Genomic DNA, 24002 nt, shown 5'->3' on the forward strand with positions numbered 1-24002 from the left:
CATGGAATGCAAACGCATTTAATGTACGTGCAATAATCTTGATTCTCTGCTACGGTGCCCGCATGGCGGCCAAGAATGCCGAGCAGGGGCTCGTGACTTCGCGTTCCTGGACTGCTTCGACGCCAACGGCGGTGTCTTCGAGACGCTGCTCGGCCCCGAGGACGCGGTGATCTCCGACGCCCTCAACCACGCCTCGATCATCGACGGCATCCGCCTGTCCAAGGCCCGCCGCTTCCGCTACGCCAACCGTGATCTGGCCGATCTGGAACGGCAGTTGAAGGACGCGTCCGACGCGCGACGGCGGCTGATCGTCACCGACGGCGTGTTCTCGATGGACGGGTACGTGGCCCCGCTGCGCGAGATCTGCGACCTCGCCGACCGCTACGACGCCATGGTCATGGTCGACGACTCGCACGCCGTCGGCTTCGTCGGCCCCGGCGGCCGCGGCACCCCCGAGCTGCACGGCGTCATGGACCGCGTCGACATCATCACCGGCACCCTGGGCAAGGCCCTCGGCGGCGCCTCCGGCGGTTACGTCGCAGCCCGCGCCGAGATCGTCGCCCTGCTCCGCCAGCGCTCGCGCCCGTACCTCTTCTCCAACACCCTCGCCCCCGTGATCGCGGCGGCCTCCCTCAAGGTGCTCGACCTGCTGGAGTCGGCCGACGACCTCCGCGTCCGGCTCGGCGAGAACACCGCGCTGTTCCGGCGCCGGATGACCGAGGAGGGCTTCGAGATCCTCCCCGGCGACCACGCCATCGCGCCCGTGATGATCGGCGACGCGGCGAAGGCGGGCCGCCTCGCGGAGCTGCTCCTGGAGCGGGGCGTGTACGTGATCGGCTTCTCCTACCCGGTGGTGCCGCAGGGCCAGGCCCGGATCCGCGTCCAGCTGTCGGCGGCGCACTCCACGGAGGACGTGAACCGCGCGGTGGAGGCGTTCGTGTCGGCTCGGGCGGAGCTGGAGACCGAGCAGGGCTGAGGGAGACCTGGGGGAGCGTGAGTGGGGTCGATCCCTGCGCGTGCCGGGTTCGACGGGCGCGTTTGAGACAATCGATCCCATGATCGAAGCGCGGCGGCTCCACATCCTCCGTGCGGTGGCCGACCACCGCACGGTGACGGCCGCCGCGGCAGCCCTCTACCTCACCCCCTCCGCCGTCTCCCAACAGCTTGCCGCGCTGGAACAGGAGACGGGCCACCGACTGGTCGAGCGCGGGGCCAAGGGGGTACGGCTCACCGCCGCCGGCGAGATCCTGCTCGGCCACACCAACGCCGTGCTCGCCCAGCTGGAGCGGGCCGAGGCCGAGCTCGCCGCGTACAGCTCCGGTGCCGCCGGGACGGTCACCGTCGCCTCCTTCGCGACCGGCATCGCCCTGGTCGTGGCGCCCGCGCTGGCCTGGCTCGCCTCGACCGCGCCCGGCATCCGGATCCGGGTCCAGGACGCGGAGGGCGACGCCAGCCTGCCGATGGTCCTCGACCGGCAGGTCGACGTGGCGGTGGCCGTGGAGTACCGCGGGGCGCCGGCGGCCGATGACCCCCGGCTGACCCACGTGCCGCTGTACGCCGAGCCCTTCGACGCCGTCGTGCCGGTCTCGCACCACCTGGCCGACGCCGCCGAGGTGCCGCTCGCGGAGCTGGCCAAGGACGCGTGGATCGGCCCGTACCCCGGCAACCCCTGCCACGACGTGGTGGTCCTCGCCTGCGAGAGCGCCGGCTTCCAGCCCCGGCTCGAACACTCCTCGGACGACTTCCGCGCGGTCGTCGCCCTGGCCTCGGCCGGCGCGGGCGTCGCCCTCGTGCCGCGCTCGGCGCTGATCGGCATGGACCTCGCCGGCGTGGTCGTCCGGCCCGTCGACGGAGTCGCGCCCACGCGCCGGGTCTTCGCGGCCGTACGCCGTGGCGCGGAGGAGCATCCACTGATCAGGCCGGTGCTGGACGCGCTGGGTGCGGCGGCTCGGGAGTGACGGTCGGCAGGGCGGCTGGAGAGTGAGTCGCACTTAACCTGCGCGTTTCGTGTACGGGATAGCCTCCCGAGTGTGCAAAGTCCCCCCTGTGAACTCGCCGAGGAACGGTCGGCGGTGGTGCTGCCGTGATCGTGCGGAGGCTTGATGGCGGTGAACTGCGCGCGCAGCTGGGCGAGTTGGCCGAGTTGCTGGTCGACACCGTGGACGGTGGCGCCTCCGTCGGGTTCCTCGCGCCGCTCGACCGCGCGGAGGCTCTCGCCTGGTGGGAGGAGCGGGCGGCGGGCGTGGCCGCGGGCCAACTCGCCGTCTGGGCCGCTCAGGACGGGGACCGAATCGTCGGCACGGTCAGCCTCGCCTTCCCGGGCAAGCCCAACAGCCGTCACCGGGCCGAGTTGGTCAAGCTGATGGTGCACCGCGACGCCCGCGGTCAGGGCCTCGGGCGCACCCTCCTCAGCACCGCCGAGGAGGCCGCCGTCGCGTCCGGCATCACCCTCCTCCACCTGGACACCGAGACCGACAGCCTCGCCGAACGGCTCTACGGCGGGGCGGGTTGGACCAGGATCGGCGCGATCCCGGACTACGCGGCGGACCCCGGCGGGGTGCTGCGGCCGACGTCGATCTACTACAAGCGGCTGGGGGCCGGACCAGCCGCCACCGCTTGAGGGGATCGGCGCTCTCACCAGGTGGTTGTCAGTGCGAGGCGCTACCGTGCGAGGCATGCCGGACGCCGAAGACGTACGCCGTGTCGCCCTTGCTCTGCCGGACACGACGGAGAAGATCGCCTGGAACATGCCCACGTTCCGGGTCGCGGGAAAGATGTTCGCCACAGTGCCCGAGGACGAGACCTCCATCGCCGTGCGCTGCCCCAAGGAGGAGCGCGACGAACTGGCCCTCGCCGAGCCGGAGAAGTTCTGGATCGCCGACCACGAGGCGCAGTTCGCCTGGGTGCGGGTCCGGCTGTCCGCGCTGGAGGACGAGGGCGAACTGCACGACATCCTCGCCGACTCCTGGCGCCAGGCGGCCCCGACCCGACTGCTCGACTCCTACCCCGAGTTGGGGCTGCCGACCGCGGACTGAAATCCTCTCGGGCGTTGTCGGCACCGCGTGGCATGATCCCGGGGTTGTTCGTGGCGGGCGAGGAGGGGGACGCGAGGGGATGGCAGGGATGTCGTCACATCCGGGGCCGACGGCGGACTCGACGGGGGGAACGGGTTCGCCGGGGGGAGCCGGCTCGTCGGATGCGTCCGGGAGGCCCCGTGAGCAACGGCCCGTGTGGTCGTGGGACTTCGCGCTGTTCTTCGTCGCCCGGGCCGTGGCCCGGCTCGGTGACACCATGCTGCCCGTCGCCCTCGCGGCGGGTCTGCTCCAGCACGGGTACGGGGTGGGCGCGGTCGGGCTGGCGATGGCCTCGACGGTCGCCGCCTTCGCCGGGCTCGTCGTCTTCGGCGGGGTCATCGCCGACCGGTTCGACACCCGCAAGCTGATGATCGGCGCCGACCTGGTGCGCCTCGGCACCCAGGCACTCGCGGCCGTCCTCTTCTACTCCGGCCACGTCGTCCTGTGGCAGGTCTGCGCGATCGGCTTCGCCAACGGCGTCGCGGGGGCCGTCTTCCAGCCCGGCGTCGCCAGCACGGTGCCCCGGCTCGCCTCCGACATCCAGGGCGCGAACGGCGCGATCCGCATCGCCGAGTCCGCCGCCCAGCTCGGCGGCCCCGCCGCCGCGGGCCTGCTGGTCGGCTTCGCCTCACCCGGCGGAGTCTTCGCCGCCCACGCCGCCACGTACGCGGTCAGCGCGCTGTGTCTGCTGCTGCTCCGGCTGCCGCCGCTCGCCCCGGACAGCGGTCCGACCGGGCACGGCGGAAGCGCCTTCCGGGCCGATCTGGTCGAAGGCTGGCGGGAGTTCAGGTCACGTACCTGGCTGTGGGGCGTGATCGCGATCTGGTGCGTGTACATGATCGCCGTATGGGGGCCGTCGGTTCCGCTGGTGGCGACGGAGGTGGTGCAGCAGCACGGCCCGCGCGCCTACGGCCTGGTCAACTCCGCCCTCGGCGCGGGCACGGTCGTCGGCGGCCTGCTCGCCCTGCGGCTGAGACCCCGGCGCATGCTGCGGGCCGGCGCGGTCTCCCTGTTCCTCTTCGCCGGTTTTCCGGCGTCCGTCGGGGCCGGCCTCGGCGTCCCCGCCATGGCGGCCGGTGCGGCCGTCGCCGGGGCCGGGATGTCGTTCTGGGGCGTGATGTGGGCGACCAGCGTGCAGACGCAGGTCCCGCCCGACGTCCTCAACCGCATCCACGCGTACGACGTGGCCGGGTCCCTCGCGATGATGCCGGTCGGCCAGGCCCTGGCCGGCCCCGCCGCCTCGGCACTCGGCGCCGACCAGGTCCTCCTCGTCGCGGGCGCGGTCAGCCTCGCCGTCCCGGTCGCCCTCCTCGTCGTACCGGCGATCCGCGATCTGGTGCGGGCGGACGGGCCGACGGCGGGGTCGGGTCCGCTGGCCACACCCGAGCGGGAGTGTCCGCAGCCGGGGTGACGGGGCGGCGCGGACGTCGGGCGGGGCGAAAGGCCTGGGAGACAGCGGGTGCGCTGACGAAAGGCGTGCTGGACAAAAAGGCGTGCGCGACCACCGACCCGAGTGCGGTATTGTTTCCATGCGTGTTCGGCCGGGGGAAACCCCAGGTCAGACGGGCACCGGGACGTGGCGCAGCTTGGTAGCGCACTTGACTGGGGGTCAAGGGGTCGCAGGTTCAAATCCTGTCGTCCCGACTCGAAGGAGTCGCAGATCAGGGGTGGTTTCGGAGGAATCCGGGACCGCCCCTTCGGTCATTAGCGGACGGCGGGTGCGCCATGAGGCCGGAACCCCGTGATTCCGAGGACGCCACAGACGCAGGCGCCAACAGCGTGCTCCGGAAGGTCCAGCTCATCCTGGAGGCGTTCGGTCCCGATGACGACCATCTCAGCCTGACCGAGATCACCCGCCGCTCCGGAGTCGCCAAGGCCTCCGTCCACCGGCTCGCGCAGGAGCTGATCCAGTGGGGCGTGCTGGAGCGGAGCGGGTCGGACTACCGGCTGGGGATGCGGCTCTTCGAGATCGGCCTGCGGGTGCCGCGGCAGCGCATCCTGCGTGAGGCGGCCCGCCCGTACATGGAGGATCTCCACAAGGCCACCAATGAGACCGTCCATCTGGCCGTGCCCGACGGTCTGGACGTCCTGTACCTGGAGAAGGTCACCGGACACGGCCAGGTCAAACCGTCCCGGGTGGCCGGCCGGATGCCGATGCACTGCACCGCCACGGGCAAGGTGCTGCTCGCGTTCGGCCCCCGCGCGCGCCTGGACGACGTCATCGGCGCGCCCATGGAGCGGATGACCCCGTACACGGTGTGCTCCCCGGGCCAGTTGCTCCAGGAGGTGACGCAGGCGCGCGCCGCCGGATACGCGGTGGAGCACGAGCAGACCCGGCTCGGCTATCTGAGCGTCGCCATTCCGCTGCTCGGCGCCACGGGAGCGACCATGGGCGCGATGTCGGTGACCGCGCCCGTGTTCCGGGCCGACGTGCGCCAGTACGTGGGCCTGCTGGAGAGGGCGGGCCGCGGCATCACCAAAGCGATCACCGCGATGAGCGACCAGTGAGCCGACGCGCCCGTGGACGCACCGCGGGAGCGGCACGCCTCGTTTGGGTAACGGTCCGCTGAGCGGACCCCAGTGGTGCGGGAATCGGCCCGGTGGACCGAATAATGAGCGCACTCGATTCCAGGGGTTCCGCTGAAAGGCGGCCTTCATGCGCAATACCGCCGTGAAAGCACCGACCGCACCGGCCGGGCCCCACACACTATTCAGGCCGACCTCCACAAGAGTCGACTGAACGGCATATTCGCACCTCTGGGTGGAGTACCACCGACACCGGCTCCGCATCGGGCCGGGACGCCCTCGATATCCCGCGGACCCACACCACGGAGCAGCCACCATGACGGTGGCCTCCTTCCCCACGCCCGGTGAACCCCGCGTTCCCATTCGACGCCTCAACGCCGGAGATTCAGATGAATCGCTCGCGCCTCACTCTCACCGTCACCGTCGGCGCCGCCGGGCTGGCACTCCTGACCACCGCGTGCGGCGGCGGAGGCGGTGCCGCGTCCAGCACCGCGAAGGCCCAGGACCCCAACGTCCTGACGGTCGCCTCGGCCATCGCGCCCAACAGCCTCAACCCGGCACTGGGCGGTTCCTCCGACCCGCAGCAGTACTTCTTCGAGCTGGCCTACGACACGCTGATGCGGCAGGCCCCGAACGGCAAGTACACGCCGGCCCTCGCGACGAAATGGGGCTTCGTAGGCTCCGACAGCAAGACCTTCGACATCACTCTGCGCTCCGGCGTGAAATTCAACGACGGTTCCGCACTCACCGCCGACGGCGTGAAGAAATCACTTCAGTACTACGCCAAGGCCGGCGGTCCGCTCGCGGCCGACCTCGCGCCCGTGGAGAAGATCGACGTCCTTTCCGCGCTCAAACTCCGAATCCACCTCAAGACGTCCGATCCGCTGCTGCCGCTCTATCTCTCCAGACCGACCACAGGAGAGATCATCAGCCCCATCGGCCTCACCAAGACCAGCGAACTCGGGACCACCACGCACGGCGCCGGACCGTATGTGATCGACGCGGCGCAGACGGTCTCCGGCCAGACGTACACGTACGTCCCCAACCCCACCTACTACGACAAGTCGCGTGTGCACTGGAAGAAAGTCGTCGTCAAGGTCATCAAGGACGAGAACACCACGCTGAGCGCTTTCCGCTCCGGTGAGGTCGACTACGCGCTCGGCGACTCCACGACCGCGAAGGCCGCCAAGTCCGCCGGAATCCAGGTCCTGTCGAGCCCCTACTCGATCATGCAGCTGATGATCCAGGACCGGGCGGGCACCATGGTCAAGGCGCTGGGCGACCTGCGCGTACGGCAGGCCATGATGTACGGCCTCAACCGGGACTCGATCGCCAAGGCCCTGTACGGCTCGTACGCCAAGGGCTGGGACTATCCCGTCCTCGCGAACACGAGCGGCTACACGGAGGGCAGCGAGGGGAAGTACCCCTACGACGTCGACAAGGCCAAGAAGCTTCTGGCGGAGGCGGGTTACCCCAACGGCTTCACCCTGCCCATCACCGTGAACCTCACCGGCGTCGGCGAGTCCCAGGCCGCGGAGGCCTTCGCCGCGGAGATGGCGAACATCGGGATCAACGTCAAGATCAACGTCCCGGCGAACGTGAACGAGCTCTTCTCCACCTACTCCAAGTACGCGGGCATGATGTTCGACTACGGCGCCGGCATCGCCCCGCCGTACGCCCAGGGCAACGACCTCCTCTTCAGCTGGGGCAACCCGCTCAAGGTCAGCGACAAGCAGCTCGACACGCTCTACGGCCAGGCGGCCTCCGCACCGACCGCCGAGCTCCAGGAGCAGGGCTGGCAGAAGTTCGAACAGCGGCTGTCCGACCTGTCGTGGACGATCCCGATGGTCGCCATGGAGAAGATCGTCTACGTACGGCCGGGTCTGAAGGGCGTCGACCTCTCGACCACCAACCTCACCCCGGATCTGACGTCCCTGTACGCCACCAAGTGACCCTCCCGAGAGAGAAAGGCATCCCGTCATGTGGCGAACCAGCGGAATGCGGATCGTGCAGGCTGTGCCCCTGCTGCTCTTCGTCTCGGCGCTCACCTTCTTCCTCCAGCTGTTCATCCCGGGTGACGCCGCCCGGTCCATCGGAGGCCTGACCGCCTCACCCCAGGCCATCGCCGCGCTGCGGCACCGCCTCCATCTGGACCAGCCGGTCTGGGAGCGCTACTGGGCCTGGTTGACGGACGCAGTCCACGGCGACCTCGGCCGGTCGATCAGCAACAACGAGTCGGTCTCGGGCACCCTCAACACCCGGCTGGGGGTGACCCTCTCCCTGGTGATCGCGACCACCCTGCTCGCCCTGCTCATCGGGGTCGTCCTGGGCATGGCCAGCGCCCGCGGCGGGCGCTCCACGCGGCTCGCCGCGGACACCGCGTCCATCGCCGGCATGACCATCCCCGCCTTCTGGGTCGGGCTGCTGGGCATCTGGATCTTCAACACCCGGTTCGGGCTGCTGCCCGCCAACGGTTACGTGTTCTTCGGGACGTCCGCCGGCGGCTGGGCGCGCTCGCTGGTGCTGCCGGTGGCGGCGCTGGCCTTCGCGCTGATCACGGTGATCGCCAAGCAGACGCGGGAGCAGTTCGCCGACGTACTGAACCGGGACTTCGTGCGCAACCTGCGGGCCAACGGCATCAGCGAGCGCTCGATCCTGTTCAAGCACTCCCTGCGGCACGTCTCGGTCACCGTCCTGACCGTGGCGGGCAACAACCTCATCGGTCTGCTCGGCTCGGCCGTGGTGATCGAGGAACTCTTCGGCCTGCCCGGCCTGGGCAGCGCGGCGGTCACGGCCGCGTCCAGCGGCGACATCCCGGTCATCCAGGGTGTGGCGGTCTACTTCACCCTCATCGTGGTCGGACTGAATCTCCTGCTCGACCTCGCCATCGGCTGGCTCAACCCACAGGCGGTCGCCGCATGAGCACACCTCAAGTCCCCTTCCTCCGCCGCGCCCTGCGCCGGCTCCGCATCGTGATCCCGGCCGTGATCCTGGTCCTGGAGCTGATCGCGTCGTTCGGCGCCAAGTGGCTCGCCCCGTACCCGGCGCAGCAGGCGGACTTCGCCGCGGCGCTGAGCGGGCCGAGCGCGAAGCACCTGCTCGGCACCGACCGGCTCGGCCGTGACGTGCTGTCGCGTCTGATGTACGGCGGCGCGGACACGTTCCGGGAGATCGCGATCGCCGTGGTGATCACCCTGGTGATCGCGGTTCCCTTCGGTCTGATCGCCGGTCTGCGCCGGGGCCGGGTCGACGCGGTGCTGATGCGGCTGGCCGACGTGGTGATGTCGATCCCCGGCATCATCCTGCTGCTGATCGTGCTGGCCCTGTTCTCGCAGAGCATGACCGCGGCCATGATCGTGATCGGCCTGCTGTCGGTACCCGGCATGATGCGGGTCGTCCGGTCGGCCTCGCTGACGGTCGGCCGGGAGACCTACGTCGCCGCCGCGCGGGTGTCCGGGCTCGGCAACTGGCGGGTGGCCCGCCGGCACGTGCTGCCGCGGATCACCGGCCTGATCCTGGTGAACGCGGCCCTGGCCTGCGCCAACACCCTGCTGATCGCGGCCGGCCTGAACGCCATCGGCCTCGGTGTGAAGCCGCCCGCTCCGTCCTGGGGCGGCATGATGGCCGACGCCGCGCAGACCCTCAACGAGAGCCTCTGGCTGGCCATCCCGACCGGCGGCCTCGTCGCCGTCACGGCCGCCGCGCTGATCGTCCTCGGCGACGGCCTGCGCGACATGCTCGCCGAGCGCTGGTCCGGTGTGTCGCATGCGGCGCCGACCCGGCGCCGCAAGGTGTCCGCCCCGGTGGTGACCGAGGCCTCGGTGCCGGAATCCGACGACGCCTGGCTGCTCGCGGAACCCGATCCGGTCGTACGGCTCACCAAGGTGACCGTCACCGCGGACACCGAGCACGGCGAGGTCCAGCTGATCAGCGACGTCAGCCTGTCCGTGGGGCAGGGCCGCACGGTCGGACTGGTCGGCGAGTCCGGCTGCGGCAAGTCCATGACCGGCCTCGCGCTGCTCGGCCTGCTGCCGAGCGGAGCCCGCGTCTCCTCGGGCACGGTCGAGATCGACGGCGTCGACGTCGGCTCGTTCGGACCGGCCCAGTGGCGAGCGCTGCGCGGCGGCACCATCGCCTTCATCTCGCAGGAGCCCATGGTCGGCCTCGACCCCCTGTTCACCATCGGCCAACTCCTGCGCGAGGCCGTGCGCGCCCACGAGAAGCTCTCCCGCAAGGAGGCCACACTCCGGGCCCGCGAACTGCTCGCCCAGGTCCAACTCCCCGACCCAGAACGGGTGTTGAAGCTGCGCCCGTCGCAGATCTCCGGCGGTATGGCGCAGCGCGTCTCCATCGCCGTCGCGCTGGCCGGCCGCCCGCGCATCCTCGTCGCCGACGAACCGACCACGGCGCTCGATGTCACCGTCCAGCGCGAGATCGTCCAACTGCTGCGCACGATCCAGCGGGACACGGGCATGGCCCTGCTGATGATCAGCCACGACTGGGACGTCATCGCCGAGGCCTGCGACACCGCCCTGGTCATGTACGCGGGCCAGGTCGTGGAGGCCGGTCCGACCGAGCGGGTCATGACCGCGCCGATGCACCCGTACACCCGCAAGCTGCTGGCCGCGAACCCGCGGCTCGCGGCGGTGGGCGAGCCCATCCCGACCATCCCCGGCACCGTGCCGCCCCCGGGGCAGTGGCCCGTCGGCTGCCACTTCGCGGACCGGTGTCCCGACCGGGTCGCCCGGTGCACCGAGGCGCCGATCGCCCTGACCCAGCCCGATGACCAGGGCGTCGCCCGCTGCATCCTGGCGGGCGACGAGCTGAGCGAAGAACTGCTGGAGGTGTCCCAGTGAGCACGACCGGCGGGAGTACGCATGGAGTGAGCACGAACGGTGTGAGCACGAACGGTGTGAGCGCGAGTGGCGTGAGCACGAACGGTGTGAGCGCCAGCGGTGGGAGCCCGGCCGGGCAGCCGCTGCTCGACATCCGTGGCCTGTCGGTGTCGTACCACCGTCGTGGCAAGGGCGCCGCGGCCATCCGGGACGTGTCCCTGGACGTCCGGCCGGGGGAGACCGTCGCGCTGGTCGGGGAGTCCGGTTCCGGGAAGTCCACCCTGGGGCGTGCCGTGCTCGGGCTCACGGCCGCGACGCAGGGCACGATCCGGTTCGACGGCCAGGACATCACCCATGCCGGCGGTGCCCGGCGCAGGGAGCTGAGCAAGAGCATCCAGGCCGTCTTCCAGGACCCCAACGGTTCGCTCAACCCGGCGCTGACCGTGGGCCAGACCCTGGCCGAACCGCTTCTCGTGCACGCGCGGGACGAGCGTTCCGTGGTCCTGGAACGGGTGCGCGAGGTGCTGGCGTTGGTGGGGCTGCCGGCCGAGGCGGCGGAGCGTTACCCGCGCCAGTTCTCCGGCGGCCAGCGGCAGCGGATCGCGATCGCCCGGGCCCTGGTGATGTCGCCGAAGCTCATCGTGTGCGACGAACCGGTCAGCGCGCTCGACCTGTCCGTCCAGGCGCAGGTCCTCAACCTCTTCAGCGAGCTCCAACGGGAGACGGGCGTCAGCTACTTGTTCATCTCCCACGACCTCGCCGTGGTCCGGCACCTCGCCCAGCGGATCGTCGTCCTGTACCGCGGTGACGTGGTGGAGAAGGGCACGACCGAGGAGGTCTACGCCGACCCGGAACACCCCTACACCCGAAAGCTGTTGGCGGCGGCCGGGGTCGACGGCTCCCCGGCGCCCTCCGCCCGCTGACGCGGGCGCTCCCCAACTCCCTTACACGGAGGCACACATGCAGCAGTTCGCCGACCGGTTCGGCGTCACCAAGCCCCCGGAGCGGTCCGGCTTCAGCGCCGAACGACTGGGCCGGATCGCCGAGTTCTTCGACCGGCAGACCGAACTCGGCGTCATCCCGGGCTGGTCGGCGCTCGTGGCGCGCCACGGAGAGCCCGTGTACGCGGCTGGCGGCGGACTCCGTGATCTCGAACTGGGGCTTCCTGTCGAGCCCGGAACCCTGTGGCGCCTGTACTCCATGACGAAACCGGTGACGTCCGTCGCCGTCATGATGCTGGTGGAGCGGGGGCTGCTCGGACTCGACGACCCGGTCGGCGCGTACATCCCCGAGTTCGCGGACATGGCGGTGTACGACGGCGGATCGCCGGGGAGCGTACGGGTCCGGTCGGCCGCTCACCCGGTGACCGTGGGCCATCTCCTCACGCACACAGGGGGGTTGACCCTCGGCCTCGCCCACATGAACCCGGTGGACGCGCTGTACCGCGAGGCCGGACAGGACGTGCTCCCGCTGCCGGGCGCCACGCTCCGGCAGATGTGCGCCGATGTGGGCGGACTCCCGCTGCTGTTCGAACCGGGCACCGCGTGGAACTACTCGCTCGGCGTCGACGTACTCGGCCGGATCATCGAGGTCGCCAGTGGCGAGCCCCTCGACACGTCCATCGAGGCCAACGTGCTCGGCCCGCTCGGGATGACCGACACGACGTTCGCGCTCGCGCCCGAGCGGATTCCGGACCTGGCCGAGATCTACAGCCCGGACCCCGCATCGGGCCGGCTCACCGTGAACCAGGAACTGCGGCCCACCTTCCGCGAGCCGGCCCCGTTCCCGTCCGGCAGCGGTGTCCCCGGATTGGTGTCGACCCTGGAGGACTACCACCGGTTCGCCGCCATGCTCGTGCGTGGCGGCGAACTCGACGGCGAGCGGCTGCTCGGGCCCCGGACCCTCGGGCTCATGACGGCCAACCACCTGCCCGGCGGTGCCGACATCAACTCCTTCGGGCTGTACCCCGACGACGAGCACCGCGGCTGCGGTTTCGGGCTGGGGTTCTATGTCGTCACGGATCCCGTGGTCGCCGGATCCTTCGGCAACAAGGGGGAGTTCGGCTGGTCCGGTGCGGCGAACACGCACTTCTTCGTGGACCCGGTCGACGGGGTCACGGCGGTGTTCTGCACGCAGGTCGTCACGTGGGGCAGGCACCGGACGCCTCTCCGGAGGCAGTTGCGGAACCTCGTCTACCAGGCGATGACCGGCTGAACCGCGCTCAGACGCCCTGGCCGACCGGTACGCGGGGGAAGGACTCCCAGCGGTCGAGTTCGGCCAGGCGGGAGCGGAGCGAGGCACGGATGTTCTCGATGGCGTCGGCGCCCACGGCCAGCCGCAGCGGCGGCTCGTCCAGTGCCGTGACCGCGATGATCGCATCGGCCACGGTGTCGGGGTCGCCGAAGGCCTCGGGCGGCAGCTCGGAGAAGTCGGTGAGGAACTTGCCGACGGTCGGCGCGTAGACGTCGTTCGGAGCGACGACGTGGAGGCTGGTGGCGAACTCCGTTGCGAAGGTGCCCGGTTCGACGATGGTGACCTTGACGCCGGCGGGGGCCAGTTCGTGGGCGAGGGCCTCGCCGATCAGCTCGACCGCGCCCTTGGACGCCGAGTACAGGCCCGAGGAGGGCCAGGCGAACTGGCCGATGAGGGAGGAGATCTGCACGACCCGGCCCTGGGCCGCCCGCAGTGCGGGGAGCGTGGCGCGCAGGACGGCGAGGTTGGCCAGCACGTTGGTGTCGAAGATCGCGCGGGCCTCGGCGGCGTCGATCTGCTCGACGGCGCCGAACAGGCCGTAGCCCGCGTTGTTCACCAGGACGTCCAGGCGGCCTCCAGCCGCACGCACGACGTCGGCCAGGACCTCCTCCGCGTCCGGCGCGGTGATGTCCAGCGGGACCGTGGTGACCCGCCCGTGCGAGGCGCTGTCGGCCAGTTCCGCGAGTCGGTCGCTGCGGCGGCCGACCGCGATCACATGGGCGTCGGCGGCGAGGGCGCGGGCGGCGACCAGACGGCCGAAGCCCGAGGTCGCGCCGGTGATGAGCCAGGTGGAAGGCATGTCGGGGACTCCCTGTGGTGGGCCGTGCGACAGGCACGGCGGGGTGCGGGGGAAAGGGGCACCGGGGCGGTGTTTCGCCGCGGTGTTTCCCTTCCCAAGCCAACCGCCGGGGGAGGGCCGCGCGGACCTCGGAAGCGGCCCTCCGCTTCCTGGGACGCGGAGGGCCACCTTCGTCGCGGCACGGTCCCCCGGCGCGCGCGACCATGGGGGCATGGAGCGGAACGAAGACCTCGGCGACTTCCTGCGGGCGCGGCGCGCGGCGATCGATCCGCAGCGCCTCGGCATTCCCGACGCGGCCCCGCGCCGGGTCCCCGGACTGCGCAGGGAGGAACTGGCGGCGCTGGCGGGCGTCAGCGTGGACTACTACACGCGCCTGGAACAGGGCAGGCCCATCACGCCCTCGGACTCGGTCCTCGACGCCCTCGCGAACGCGCTGCAGCTCGACCCCGCCGAACGCAGCTACCTGCACACGGTGGCGCGCCGACCGGCCGGCGGGCGGCGCCGCACCTCTCGTAGCGTCCAGAAGGTACGTCCCGGGGTGCACGCGTTGCTCGCCCGGCTCGGGGACACGCCGGCCTTCGTCCTGGGCCGGCGCACCGACATTCTGGCGAGCAACCGGATGGCCCGCGCACTGCTCGCCGACTTCGACGCGATGCCTGTCCGGGAACGCAACGCCGTGCGCTGGGTGATGCTCGACGAGGCCGCGCGGTCGCTCTTCGCGGACGACTGGGAGAAGGTCGCCACCATCTTCGTCGGCACGCTGCGGATGGACGCGGCACGGCATCCCGACGACACCCGCACCGCCGAACTCGTGGGTGAACTGTCCATCAAGAGCGACCGCTTCCTGCGCTGGTGGGCGGGGCAGAAGGTGGTCGAACCCAGCCACGACACGAAGGTCCTGCGCCACCCGATCGTCGGCCGACTCACCCTCCACACCGAGGCGTTGACCTTTCCGGGCGACCCGGACCAGACCCTCTTCACGTTCCTGGCCGATCCCGGTTCACCGACGGACGAGGCCATGACGGTCCTCTCCGCATGGGCCGCCGAGCAGAATGATGGAAAAAAGACGTACCCGTTGAGGCGATAATGATGGATTCCGCCCCTTCAAAAAAGGCCGGTGGCCGACCTACCGTTACGGCCAGGTAAACGGCTTGGCGGTTTCTGGAGGGAGAAGGCAATGGTGCCTGCGGAGCTACTCATCGGAAGCCGGTGGCAGGCGTCGGCGGGGTCGGGACGGACCCACGACGTGACGTCGCCCTTCGACGGCAAGACCGTCGGTACCGTGGCGTTGGCCGGCCCCGAGGACGTCGAGGTGGCCCTGGCGGCGGCCGAGCGGGGCGCCGCGGTATGGCGGCGCACCCCCGCGCACGAGCGGATGACCATCCTGCTGCGCGCGGCGGAGCTCGCCGACCAGCGGGCCCCCGAGATCGCGAAGACCATCAGCGGTGAGTCGGGCAAGACCATCACCGAGGCCACCGGTGAGGCATCGCGCTCCGGCGACCTGATCCGTCTCGCCGCCTTCGAGGGCACTCAACTCTACGGCGAGACCCTCCCGTTGGACGCCAACCGCGGCACCGGGCAGGACAAGGTCGGCTTCACGCTGCGCCAGCCCTGCGGAGTGGTCGTGGCCATCACGCCCTTCAACTACCCGGCCCTGCTCGTGCTGCACAAGCTGGCACCGGCGCTCGCCGCGGGCAACGCGGTCGTCCTCAAGCCGGCCACCACCACCCCGCTGACCGCGCTGGCGCTCGCCGAGTGCTTCGTGGACGCCGGGCTGCCCGAGGGCGTGCTCTCGGTGCTCGTCGGCTCCGGCGGGGTACTGGGGGACCTCCTCGTCACCGACCCCCGCGTACGGAAGATCTCCTTCACCGGCTCGACGTCGACCGGCGACCACATCGCCCGCGTCGCCGGCGTGAAGAAGCTCTCCCTCGAACTGGGCGCCTCCTGCCCGGTGGTCGTCCTCCCCGACGCCGACCTCGAACTGGCCGCGAGCGCCGTCGCGTTGGGCGGTTACGTCAACGCCGGACAGGTGTGCATCTCTGTCCAGCGCGTGATCACGCACCCGTCGATCACCGGCGACTTTCTCGACGCCCTGGTCCCGAAGGTCAAGGCCATCCGGACCGGCGACCCGTCCTCCGCCGACACGACCATGGGCTCCCTGATCACGACCGCCGAGGCGGAGCGGGTGGAGCGGGCCATCGCGCAGGCGGGCGCGGACGGCGCACGCATCCTGACCGGCGGCGAGCGGGACGGGACCGTGGTGTCCCCGGCCGTCGTGGCCGACGTCGACCCCAACTCGCCCTTCAGCCAGCAGGAGTTGTTCGGACCCGCCGTCGCCGTCAGCTCGGCCGCCGACTGGGAGTCCGCCATCGCCCAGGCCAACGGCACCGACTACGGCCTCGGCGCCGGCATCTTCACCTCCGACGTCGCCGGCGCGGTCCGCGCCATCCGGGAGATCGACGCCGGCTCCGTCCACATCAACTGGACGCCCCTGTGGCGCGCCGACCTCATGCCGTACGGCGGCCTCAAGGGCAGCGGCTACGGCAAGGAGGGCCCCCGGGCCGCCGTCAGCGAGATGACCGAGGTCAAGACCGTCGTCCTGCACGGCCGTCCCTGGTGACCCGACCACCGCGTCCCCGTACACATCCCCGATCAGGAGCCGACTCATGACCGACCGGACGCAACAGGGCACGGTGCGCCTCACCGTCGCCCAGGCCGTCGTCACCTATCTCTCCCGGCAGTACTCCGTGGCCGACGGGGAGCGCCGCCGGCTCGTACCGGCCGCGCTCGGCATCTTCGGGCACGGCAACGTGGCAGGCCTCGGCCAGGCCCTCGACCAGCTCAGCGACCAACTCCCCTTCGTCCAGGGCCGCAACGAGCAGGGGCTGGTCCACATCGCGACGGCCTACGCCAAGGCCTCGCGCAGGCATGCCACTTTGGCGGTCACCGCCTCCATCGGACCCGGCGCCCTGAACATGGTGACCGGCGCGGGCCTCGCCACCGTCAACCGGCTGCCCGTCCTGCTGCTGCCCGGCGACACCTACGCGACGCGCCACCAAGGCCCGGTACTTCAGCAGCTCCAGCACCCCATCGAGGCGGACGCCTCGGTGAACGACGCCTTCCGTCCGGTCTCCCGCTTCTTCGACCGCATCACCCGCCCCGAGCAGCTGCTGACCGCGCTGCCCACCGCGATGCGGGCCCTCACGGACGTCGACACCGGCGCGGTCGTCGTCTCGCTGCCGCAGGACATCCAGTCCCACGCCTACGACTACCCGGCCGCGTTCTTCGCCGAGCACGACTGGCCGATCCGCCGCCCCGCGCCGGACGCCGACGAGGTCGCGGTGGTCGCGCGGCTGTTCGCCGAGGCGGAGAAGCCGCTGATCATCGCCGGTGGCGGGGTCGTGTACTCCGGTGCAGGCGAGGAGTTGGAGGCGCTCGCCGACGCGGCGGGTGTCCCGGTCGTGGAGACGTTCGCGGGCAAGGGCGCCGTCCAGCGCCGTGCCTGGTGGCAGCTCGGCGGCATCGGTCTGGAGGGCACCCCGGCGGTCAACACCCTTGCCCGGGAAGCCGACTTCGTGCTCACCGTGGGCTCGCGGCTGACGGACTTCGCGACCGCCTCGCACTCCCTCTTCGAGAACCCGGACGTGCGATTCGCCAGCATCAACGTCAATGTGCACGACGCGGGCCGCCTGGGCGCGACCGGCATCGTGGCCGACGCCAAGCGCGCCCTCGCCGCGCTGACCGAGGCCGTACGGTCCAACGGCACGACCACGTCCGACAGTTGGCAGCAGAAGGTGCGCACGCTGGACGAGCGGTGGCGGGCCGAGCGAGCCGCCGCCCTCGACCCGGACGTGCCCTTCGACCTCGCGGCGCTGCCCGACGACTCCGACGTCGTGCGCGACACCGAAGCCGCCCTGACCCAGGGCCAGTTGATCGGTCTGCTCCAGGAGCACGCGCAGGCCGGCGACACGATCATCGCCGCCGCCGGCGGTCCGCCCGGTGACCTCCAGAAGGTGTGGGACGCCACCGAAGGCCGGTACGCCCACCTGGAGTTCGGGTTCTCCTGCATGGGCTACGAGCTGCCCGCCGCGATCGGCGTGCGCTTCGCCCAGCCGGACCCGTCCAAGCGCGTGCTGTCCCTGCTCGGCGACGGAACCTTCCTCATGGCGCCGACCGAGCTGGTCACGGCCGCGCAGGAGAGGCTGCCGATCACGATCGTGATCCCGGAGAACCACGGCTACCAGGTCATCCACCGGCTCCAGATGCTGCGCAGCGGGCGGGAGTTCGGCAACGAGTTCCGCTACCGCGACGGCAGCCTGGAGATCGGCTCCGGCAAGTCCGCCCGTCTCGAAGGCGGTTACCTCCAGGTCGACCTCGTCAAGACCGCCGAGGGCCTGGGCGCCCGGGCCCTGCGCGCCACGACCGCCGACGAGGTGCGTGCCGCGCTGGCCGAGACCCGCGACCACAACGGCCCGGTCGTCCTGGTGGTCCCCGTGATCCCGCACGCGGACCTGCCCGGCGCCGGCGTCTGGTGGGACGTGGCCCCGGCCGAGGTCTCCGAGCAGGAGGCGGTCGCGCAACTGCGCGCCGAGTACGAAGAGGGCCTGGCGTCGCAGAGGTGGTACGGATGAGTCCCACCTCCCTGGGCCGTTCGCCTCTGGACCACGGCCGTCTGCGCGCCCGACTCGCCGCCGGCGAGGTCACGTTGGGCACCTTCATCGGCACCGCCGCGCCGGTCTCGGCCGAGGTGTGCGCCGCCTCCGGCCCCGACTGGCTGCTGCTCGACCTCGAACACGGCGCCGGGGGAGAGGAACAGGCCCGTACGGTCTTCCCCGTCGCCGCGTCCTACGGCGTCCCGACCGTCGTACGCGTCGAGTCCGCGGCCCGCATCCGCATCGGCCGCGTCCTCGACCTGGGCGCCGCCGGGATCATGCTGCCGCGCCTCGACACGGCGGCCGAAGTCGCCGACGCGCTACGGCACTTGAGGTACCCGCCCGCCGGGGACCGGGGCGTGGCCACCTACAACCGGGCCTGCCGCTTCGGGCTCGACGCCGGGGCGCTGGACCGGGAGGGCGAGATCCTCGGCGTGGTCCAGATCGAGTCGGCGAGTTCGCTGGCGGAGGTCGAGGCGATAGCAGCCCTGGACGGCGTCGACGTCCTGTTCGTCGGCCCCCGCGACCTCAGCCACGACCTCGGCGTGCCCGGCGAGTTCGGCGCACCGGTCTACCGAGAGGCGCTGGAACGCGTCCGCAAGGCCGCCGCCGCACACGGCAAGGCCTGCGGACTGCTCGTCCCCGACGGCGCGGCCGCGGCCGCGAAGCGCGCCGAGGGCTGGACGTTCATCGCCATCGGCTCGGACGCGACGCTGCTGGCAGCGGCCCTGACCACCGCGCTCGGCCAGGCCCGGGAACAGGACACCGAGGACCCCCAGGAGGCACGATCATGACCACCGACAACCCGGGCGCCGCACGCGAGATCGGTGTCGGACTGATCAGCGTCGGCTGGATGGGCAAGCTGCACAGCCGTGCCTACCAGGCCCTCCCGTCCGTCTACCCCGAGCTCGGCATCAAGCCCCGTCTCGTCCACGCCGCCGACACCGCCGAGGACCGCGCGGCCTACGCCCGTGACGTCCTCGGCTACGAGCGGGCCGGCACCGACTACCGGGCCGTCCTCGACGACCCGGAGGTCGAGGTCGTCTCGATCTGCGCGCCCAACCTCCTCCACCACGAAATAGGCATCGCCGCCGCCAAGGCCGGCAAGCCCTTCTGGATCGAGAAGCCCGTCGGACGCGGCGCCGAGGAGACCGCCGAGGTCGCCGCAGCCGCCCGCGCGGCCGGGGTCGTCACCTCCATCGGCTACAACTACCGCCACGCCCCCGCCGTCGAACGCGCCCGCGAACTGATCGCCGAGGGCCGCCTGGGCCGGATCACCAACGTCCGCGCCACCTTCTTCTCCGGCTACGCCTCCGAGCCCAAGGGCGCCCTGTCCTGGCGCTTCAAGCGGGACCTGGCAGGGCACGGCGCGCTCGGCGACCTGCTGAGCCACGTCGTGGACCTGGTCAGCTATGTCGTCGCCCCGATCGACGAGGTCTCCGCCCTCACCAGCACCGTCTACACAGAACGCCCGCTCCTGCCCATGGGTTCGGGCACGCACTTCGCGGTGATCGAGGACGGCGAGATGGCGCCCGTGGAGAACGACGACTACAGCGCCGCCCTCGTCCGCTTCCACGGCGGAGCCGTCGGCACCCTGGAAGCCTCGCGCGTCATCGTCGGCCCGCAGTGCGGCATCGGCTTCGAGATCTACGGCACCGACGGCTCGGTGACCTGGAACTTCGAGCGCATGAACGAACTGCGCGTCGCCCTCGACCGCAGCGGCCCCCAACAGGGCTACACGACCGTGCTCGGCAACGGACACATGGGCGACTACGCCAGCTTCCAGCCCGGCCCCGGCAACAGCATGGGCTACGACGACCTCAAGGTGATCGAGGCCAAGAAGTTCCTCGCCGCCGTCGCCGGCATCGAGCACCACAACTCGACCATCGAGGACGCGCACGCCGTCGCCGAGGTCATCGCGGCCGCCGCGGCCTCCGCCGAGAGCGGCTCCTGGCAGTCGGTGCTCGCGGTGCCGGGCGCGAACTTCGGTCATGCGGCGCGGAGTTGATCGTATGAGCAAGCATGTCGTGGTGGCCCTCGGCCCGGTCGACATCGCCACCGTGGCCCCGGTCCTCGGCGAGAGCGTCACCTTCGTCACCGACCCCACGCCCGAGGACCTCGCGGTCGCCGAGGGGGCCATCGTGCGCGCCGACCGGCGCGTCGACGAGGACCTCCTGCGGCGGGCGCCGCGGCTGCGGGTCGTCGCCCGCACCGGAGTCGGCGTCGACCTGGTCGACGTGGCGGCGGCCTCCGACCGCGGGATCCCCGTGGTCATCACCCCCAACAGCGGCAGCCGGGCCGTGGCCGAGGGCGTCTTCGCCATGGCCCTGCACCTCACCAAGCGGCTGAAACCACTGACCGAGCTGGTACGGGACGGACAGTGGGCCCGCCGGAACGCCGTACCGGTCGGCGATCTGGACGGCGCCACCCTCGGGATCGTCGGATACGGCCGCATCGGCCGCCGGGTGGGCGAACTCGCCGCCGCCTTCGGCATGCGGACACTCGCGTACGACCCCTTCAGCCCGCCGCCGGCCGGGATCGCCTGCGCCGACCTCGGTGAACTCGCCGAGGCCTGCGACGTGTTGACCCTGCACGCACCGCTCGTCGAGGAGACCCGGCACCTCGTGGACGAGCGCCTGCTGGCCCGCGTCAAGCCGGGCGCGATCCTGATCAACTGCGGCCGCGGTGGGCTGCTCGACGCCGATGCCGCTCTGGCCGCTCTGGAATCCGGACGCCTGTCCGGGGTAGGACTGGACGTGTTCGATCCCGAGCCGGCCCTCTACCACCCCCTGTTCGACCACCCGGACGTCGTCCTGACCCCGCACCTGATGGGCATGACGCGCCGGGCCATGACACTGACCTTCGTCGACGCCGCCCGCGGTGTCGCGGACGTCCTCGCGGGCCGCCCGCCGACCGCGGTCGCCAACCCAGACTGGAACCACCGAAAGGCCACGGCATGACCACCTCACCGCTGAACCGGATCGCCGGCGCCCCCATCTCCTGGGGCGTGTGCGAAGTCCCGGGCTGGGGCTACCAGTTGACGCCCGAGCGGGTACTGAACGAGATGCGCGAGGTCGGCCTGGCCGCCACCGAGTTCGGCCCGGAGGGCTTCCTGCCCGCCGCGCCGGACGCCATGGCCCGCACGCTCGCCGACCACGACCTGCACGCGGTCGGCGGCTTCACCCCGCTGCTGCTGCACGTGCCCGGACACGACCCGCTGCCCGAGGCCGAGCAGCTCCTGGCGGGCTACGACGCCTCGAAGGCGGAGGTGCTCGTTCTGTCGGCCGTCACCGGCCAGGACGGCTACGACTCCCGACCCGAACTGGACGCCGACGGCTGGAAGCTGCTGCTGTCCAACCTCGACCGGCTCGCCGCGCTGGCCGCCGAACGCGGCGTACGCGCCGTCCTGCACCCGCACGTCGGCACGATGATCGAGAACGGCGACGAGGTCCGCCGCGTCCTGGAGCACTCGGCGATCTCGCTCTGCCTCGACACCGGCCACCTCCTCATCGGCGGCACCGACCCGGCCGAGCTCACCCGGCAGGCGCCCGAGCGCATCGCCCACACCCACATGAAGGACGTGGACGCCTCCCTCGCCGCCAAGGTCCAGGACGGGCGGCTCAGTTACACGGACGCCGTGCGCGAGGGCATGTACCGCCCGCTGGGCGCCGGGGACGTGGACGTGGAGGCCATCGTCACCCACCTCAGCGCACGCGGCTACGACGGCTGGTACGTCCTGGAGCAGGACACCATCCTGACCGAGGAGCCCACGTCCAAGGGACCGGTCGAGGACGTGTGGGCCAGCGCCGAGCACCTGCGCACGGTGCTGCGCGGAGTCGCGTAGCGGTGCTGCGCACAGTCGCGTAGTCGTACATCGTCTGATGTGTATTTGATGTCTTCCGAGGGATTGACCGGGAAGTGCGGAGCGCCCAAGAATGCCGGGACTATTGGGCGCCCGCCTTTCCGGATGAGGATCCGGACTTGAGAATCCGGACATGAGGAATCCAGGAAACGGAAATGAGCGCTGACGAATTTCTGGCCACGTGCTGGACCACCGCGGGCGACACCGCACCCGATGAGGAGGACCAGCGAAGTCCGCTGAACCTGAGAGAACGCGTGGAAGCCGCCCGCGACGCCGGATTCACAGCTTTCGGAATGCTGTACGTGGACCTGCTGGAGGCCGAGCGCGAGTACGGCCTCGCCGGTGTCCGGACCCTCTTCGCGGACAACGGGATCGACCACATCGAACTGGAGCTGCTGACCGACTGGTGGGCCGACGGACCCAGGCGGGCCGCGTCGGACGCCGTCCGCGCCGGCATGCTGCGGGCCATCGAGGCGCTCGGCGCACTCACCTTCAAGATCGGCCCCGACGTGGCGGACGAGCCCTGGGACCTGGACGTCTGGGCCAAGGAGTTCGCCGTGCTGGCGGCGCAGGCCGAAGACGTGGGCGCCCGGCTCGGGGTCGAGCCCCTGCCCTGGTCCAACCTCAAGACCGTGCACGACGGGCTCCTGCTGGTCGAGACCGCGGGTCATCCGGCGGGCGGCCTCATCATCGACGCCTGGCACACCGAGCGCGCCCACACCCCGCCCGCCGAACTGGCGGAGATACCGGGATCGCGGATCGTCGGCGTGGAACTCGACGACGCCGACACGGACGTCGTGGGCACGCTCTTCGAGGACACCGTCCATCGCCGCAGGCTGTGCGGGGAGGGGTCCTTCGATCTCCCCGGCATCATCGCCGCGCTCCGCACGGCCGGCTTCCGCGGCCCCTGGGGCGTGGAGATCCTCTCCGACACGCACCGCGCACTGCCGGTGCGGGAGGCCGCGGCGGCGGCGTTCCGCACCGTTGCGGCGCTGGTGAGGTAAAGACCGCAGAGGCATCGGCCGGTCGACCCGTGGTTAATTCCAGGGTCGACCGGCCTTTTCGCGTGTAGGGGCCACACGAAATGCCTTTCAAGTAATTGCTCCGACGTCTTTCCTTGATGGGTAAATGATGTCATTACAAACGTTGACCTGAGGGTGGCATGACGGTTCTATCTCGTCATAGGCAACAGCCGTGTTAACAGCACGTGATCCGCGGAGTTCGCAAGGTCATCCGCTGCTCCCTTTCCCCTGAAGCACAGTGAGGTGCAGGAAAGATGGACCGTAACGCCCACCCCCGCTCACGCAGAATCGCCCCCGTCGTCGCGGCGGCAGCTGCCGCCGCGCTGCTCGTGGCCGGATGCTCCAGCAGCTCCGGCGGCAAGAAGGCCGACGAGAGCGGGAACGACATCGCGGCCGGCAAGGCCACCACTCCCCGCATGACGATCGCGATGATCACCCACGCGGCTCCCGGTGACACCTTCTGGGACACCATCCGCAAGGGCGCCCAGGCCGCCGCCGCCAAGGACAACGTCAAGCTCGTCTACTCCAGCGACCCCAACGGCCCCAACCAGTCGAACCTGGTGCAGAACGCGATCGACCAGAAGGTCGACGGCATCGCGGTCACCCTGGCTAAGCCGGACGCGATGAAGGCCGTGGTCGCCAAGGCGGAGCAGGCGGGCATCCCCGTCGTCGGCTTCAACACCGGTGTGCAGGACTGGCAGAAGCAGGGCCTGCTCGAGTACTTCGGGCAGGACGAGAGCATCGCCGGTGAGGCGTTCGGCCGCAGGCTCAACGAGGCCGGTGCCAAGCACACCGTCTGCGTGATCATGGAACAGGGCCAGGTCGCCCTGGAGGCCCGCTGCGCCGGCGTGAAGAAGACCTTCAAGGGCAAGACCGACATCCTCTACGTCAACGGCACGGACATGCCGTCGGTGAAGTCGACGATCACCGCCAAGCTCAAGACGGACTCCTCGATCGACTACGTCACCACGCTCGGCGC

The 24002-nt window shown here is 70.9% G+C and carries 20 protein-coding genes, 1 tRNA gene and 1 pseudogene; 21 read left to right on the forward strand and 1 reads right to left on the reverse strand.

Features of this window, described 5'->3' with window-relative positions; all coding sequences use genetic code 11:
• Positions 1-103: 103 nt before the first annotated feature.
• The 12 genes and pseudogenes from ACWDR3_RS38535 to ACWDR3_RS38590 all read left to right on the forward strand — a co-directional run.
• Positions 104-976 (forward strand): annotated as a pseudogene (locus ACWDR3_RS38535) (glycine C-acetyltransferase); the annotation flags it as partial.
• A 79-nt stretch (positions 977-1055) separates the two neighbouring features.
• Positions 1056-1958 carry a LysR family transcriptional regulator gene (locus ACWDR3_RS38540; RefSeq protein WP_450357244.1) on the forward strand — a complete coding sequence of 301 codons (903 nt, stop codon included), beginning with the start codon at positions 1056-1058 and terminating at the stop codon, positions 1956-1958.
• 125 nt (positions 1959-2083) lie between these two features.
• Positions 2084-2620 (forward strand): N-acetyltransferase family protein, encoded by a 537-nt coding sequence (locus tag ACWDR3_RS38545; protein WP_450357245.1) that lies wholly within the window; start codon positions 2084-2086, stop codon positions 2618-2620.
• A gap of 55 nt (positions 2621-2675) precedes the next feature.
• The gene (locus tag ACWDR3_RS38550; RefSeq protein ID WP_450357246.1) at positions 2676-3035 is read left to right on the forward strand and encodes an MmcQ/YjbR family DNA-binding protein; all 360 of its coding nucleotides are present in this window, start codon (positions 2676-2678) and stop codon (positions 3033-3035) included.
• Between the two features lie 88 nt (positions 3036-3123).
• A complete protein-coding gene (locus ACWDR3_RS38555; protein WP_450357247.1) occupies positions 3124-4485 on the forward strand; it encodes an MFS transporter in 1362 nt (453 codons plus the stop codon).
• 159 nt (positions 4486-4644) lie between these two features.
• Positions 4645-4718 (forward strand) — tRNA-Pro (locus tag ACWDR3_RS38560).
• Between the two features lie 135 nt (positions 4719-4853).
• Positions 4854-5582, forward strand: a complete 729-nt coding sequence (locus ACWDR3_RS38565; protein ID WP_450357248.1) for an IclR family transcriptional regulator — start codon at positions 4854-4856, stop codon at positions 5580-5582.
• Between the two features lie 407 nt (positions 5583-5989).
• A complete protein-coding gene (locus ACWDR3_RS38570) occupies positions 5990-7552 on the forward strand; it encodes an ABC transporter substrate-binding protein (protein WP_450357249.1) in 1563 nt (520 codons plus the stop codon).
• Between the two features lie 46 nt (positions 7553-7598).
• Complete coding sequence (locus tag ACWDR3_RS38575) at positions 7599-8522, forward strand: ABC transporter permease (RefSeq protein WP_450357263.1); 924 nt, start codon at positions 7599-7601, stop codon at positions 8520-8522.
• Positions 8519-10456 carry a dipeptide/oligopeptide/nickel ABC transporter permease/ATP-binding protein gene (locus ACWDR3_RS38580; RefSeq protein WP_450357250.1) on the forward strand — a complete coding sequence of 646 codons (1938 nt, stop codon included), beginning with the start codon at positions 8519-8521 and terminating at the stop codon, positions 10454-10456. The genes ACWDR3_RS38575 and ACWDR3_RS38580 overlap by 4 nt, the downstream gene beginning before the upstream one ends.
• Before the next feature lie 71 nt (positions 10457-10527).
• A complete protein-coding gene (locus ACWDR3_RS38585; RefSeq protein WP_450357251.1) occupies positions 10528-11358 on the forward strand; it encodes an ATP-binding cassette domain-containing protein in 831 nt (276 codons plus the stop codon).
• Positions 11359-11395: 37 nt separating this feature from the next.
• Positions 11396-12649: a serine hydrolase domain-containing protein gene (locus ACWDR3_RS38590; protein WP_450357252.1), complete on the forward strand. Its 1254-nt coding sequence runs from the start codon at positions 11396-11398 to the stop codon at positions 12647-12649.
• Positions 12650-12656: 7 nt separating this feature from the next.
• Here the strand turns inward: ACWDR3_RS38590 and ACWDR3_RS38595 are convergent, their stop codons facing one another.
• The gene (locus ACWDR3_RS38595) at positions 12657-13487 is read right to left on the reverse strand and encodes an SDR family oxidoreductase (protein ID WP_450357253.1); all 831 of its coding nucleotides are present in this window, start codon (positions 13485-13487) and stop codon (positions 12657-12659) included.
• Positions 13488-13698: 211 nt separating this feature from the next.
• Here ACWDR3_RS38595 and ACWDR3_RS38600 point away from each other — a divergent pair, with 211 nt between their 5' ends.
• From ACWDR3_RS38600 to ACWDR3_RS38640, 9 genes are all read left to right on the forward strand, one after another.
• Positions 13699-14574, forward strand: a complete 876-nt coding sequence (locus ACWDR3_RS38600) for a helix-turn-helix transcriptional regulator (RefSeq protein ID WP_450357254.1) — start codon at positions 13699-13701, stop codon at positions 14572-14574.
• Positions 14575-14664: 90 nt separating this feature from the next.
• Positions 14665-16107 (forward strand): aldehyde dehydrogenase family protein, encoded by a 1443-nt coding sequence (locus ACWDR3_RS38605; protein WP_450357255.1) that lies wholly within the window; start codon positions 14665-14667, stop codon positions 16105-16107.
• A 46-nt stretch (positions 16108-16153) separates the two neighbouring features.
• Positions 16154-18118 carry a 3D-(3,5/4)-trihydroxycyclohexane-1,2-dione acylhydrolase (decyclizing) gene (gene iolD / locus ACWDR3_RS38610; protein ID WP_450357256.1) on the forward strand — a complete coding sequence of 655 codons (1965 nt, stop codon included), beginning with the start codon at positions 16154-16156 and terminating at the stop codon, positions 18116-18118.
• Positions 18115-18933, forward strand: coding sequence for an HpcH/HpaI aldolase family protein (locus tag ACWDR3_RS38615; RefSeq protein WP_450357257.1), 819 nt, complete (start codon positions 18115-18117; stop codon positions 18931-18933). Before iolD ends, ACWDR3_RS38615 begins: the two co-directional genes overlap by 4 nt.
• On the forward strand, positions 18930-20147 hold the full coding sequence (locus ACWDR3_RS38620) for a Gfo/Idh/MocA family protein (protein ID WP_450357258.1): 1218 nt from the start codon (positions 18930-18932) through the stop codon (positions 20145-20147). The genes ACWDR3_RS38615 and ACWDR3_RS38620 overlap by 4 nt, the downstream gene beginning before the upstream one ends.
• Positions 20148-20151: 4 nt before the next feature.
• Complete coding sequence (locus tag ACWDR3_RS38625) at positions 20152-21099, forward strand: NAD(P)-dependent oxidoreductase (protein WP_450357259.1); 948 nt, start codon at positions 20152-20154, stop codon at positions 21097-21099.
• Entirely contained in the window at positions 21096-21983 is an 888-nt protein-coding gene (locus ACWDR3_RS38630) for a sugar phosphate isomerase/epimerase family protein (RefSeq protein ID WP_450357260.1), read from the forward strand. Before ACWDR3_RS38625 ends, ACWDR3_RS38630 begins: the two co-directional genes overlap by 4 nt.
• A 173-nt stretch (positions 21984-22156) precedes the next feature.
• Positions 22157-23005, forward strand: a complete 849-nt coding sequence (locus ACWDR3_RS38635; RefSeq protein ID WP_450357261.1) for a sugar phosphate isomerase/epimerase family protein — start codon at positions 22157-22159, stop codon at positions 23003-23005.
• Positions 23006-23277: 272 nt separating this feature from the next.
• The coding region (locus ACWDR3_RS38640) for a substrate-binding domain-containing protein (RefSeq protein ID WP_450357262.1) at positions 23278-24002 on the forward strand (725 nt) is incomplete at its 3' end.

The sequence above is a fragment of the Streptomyces sp. NPDC001002 genome, from assembly GCF_053599215.1.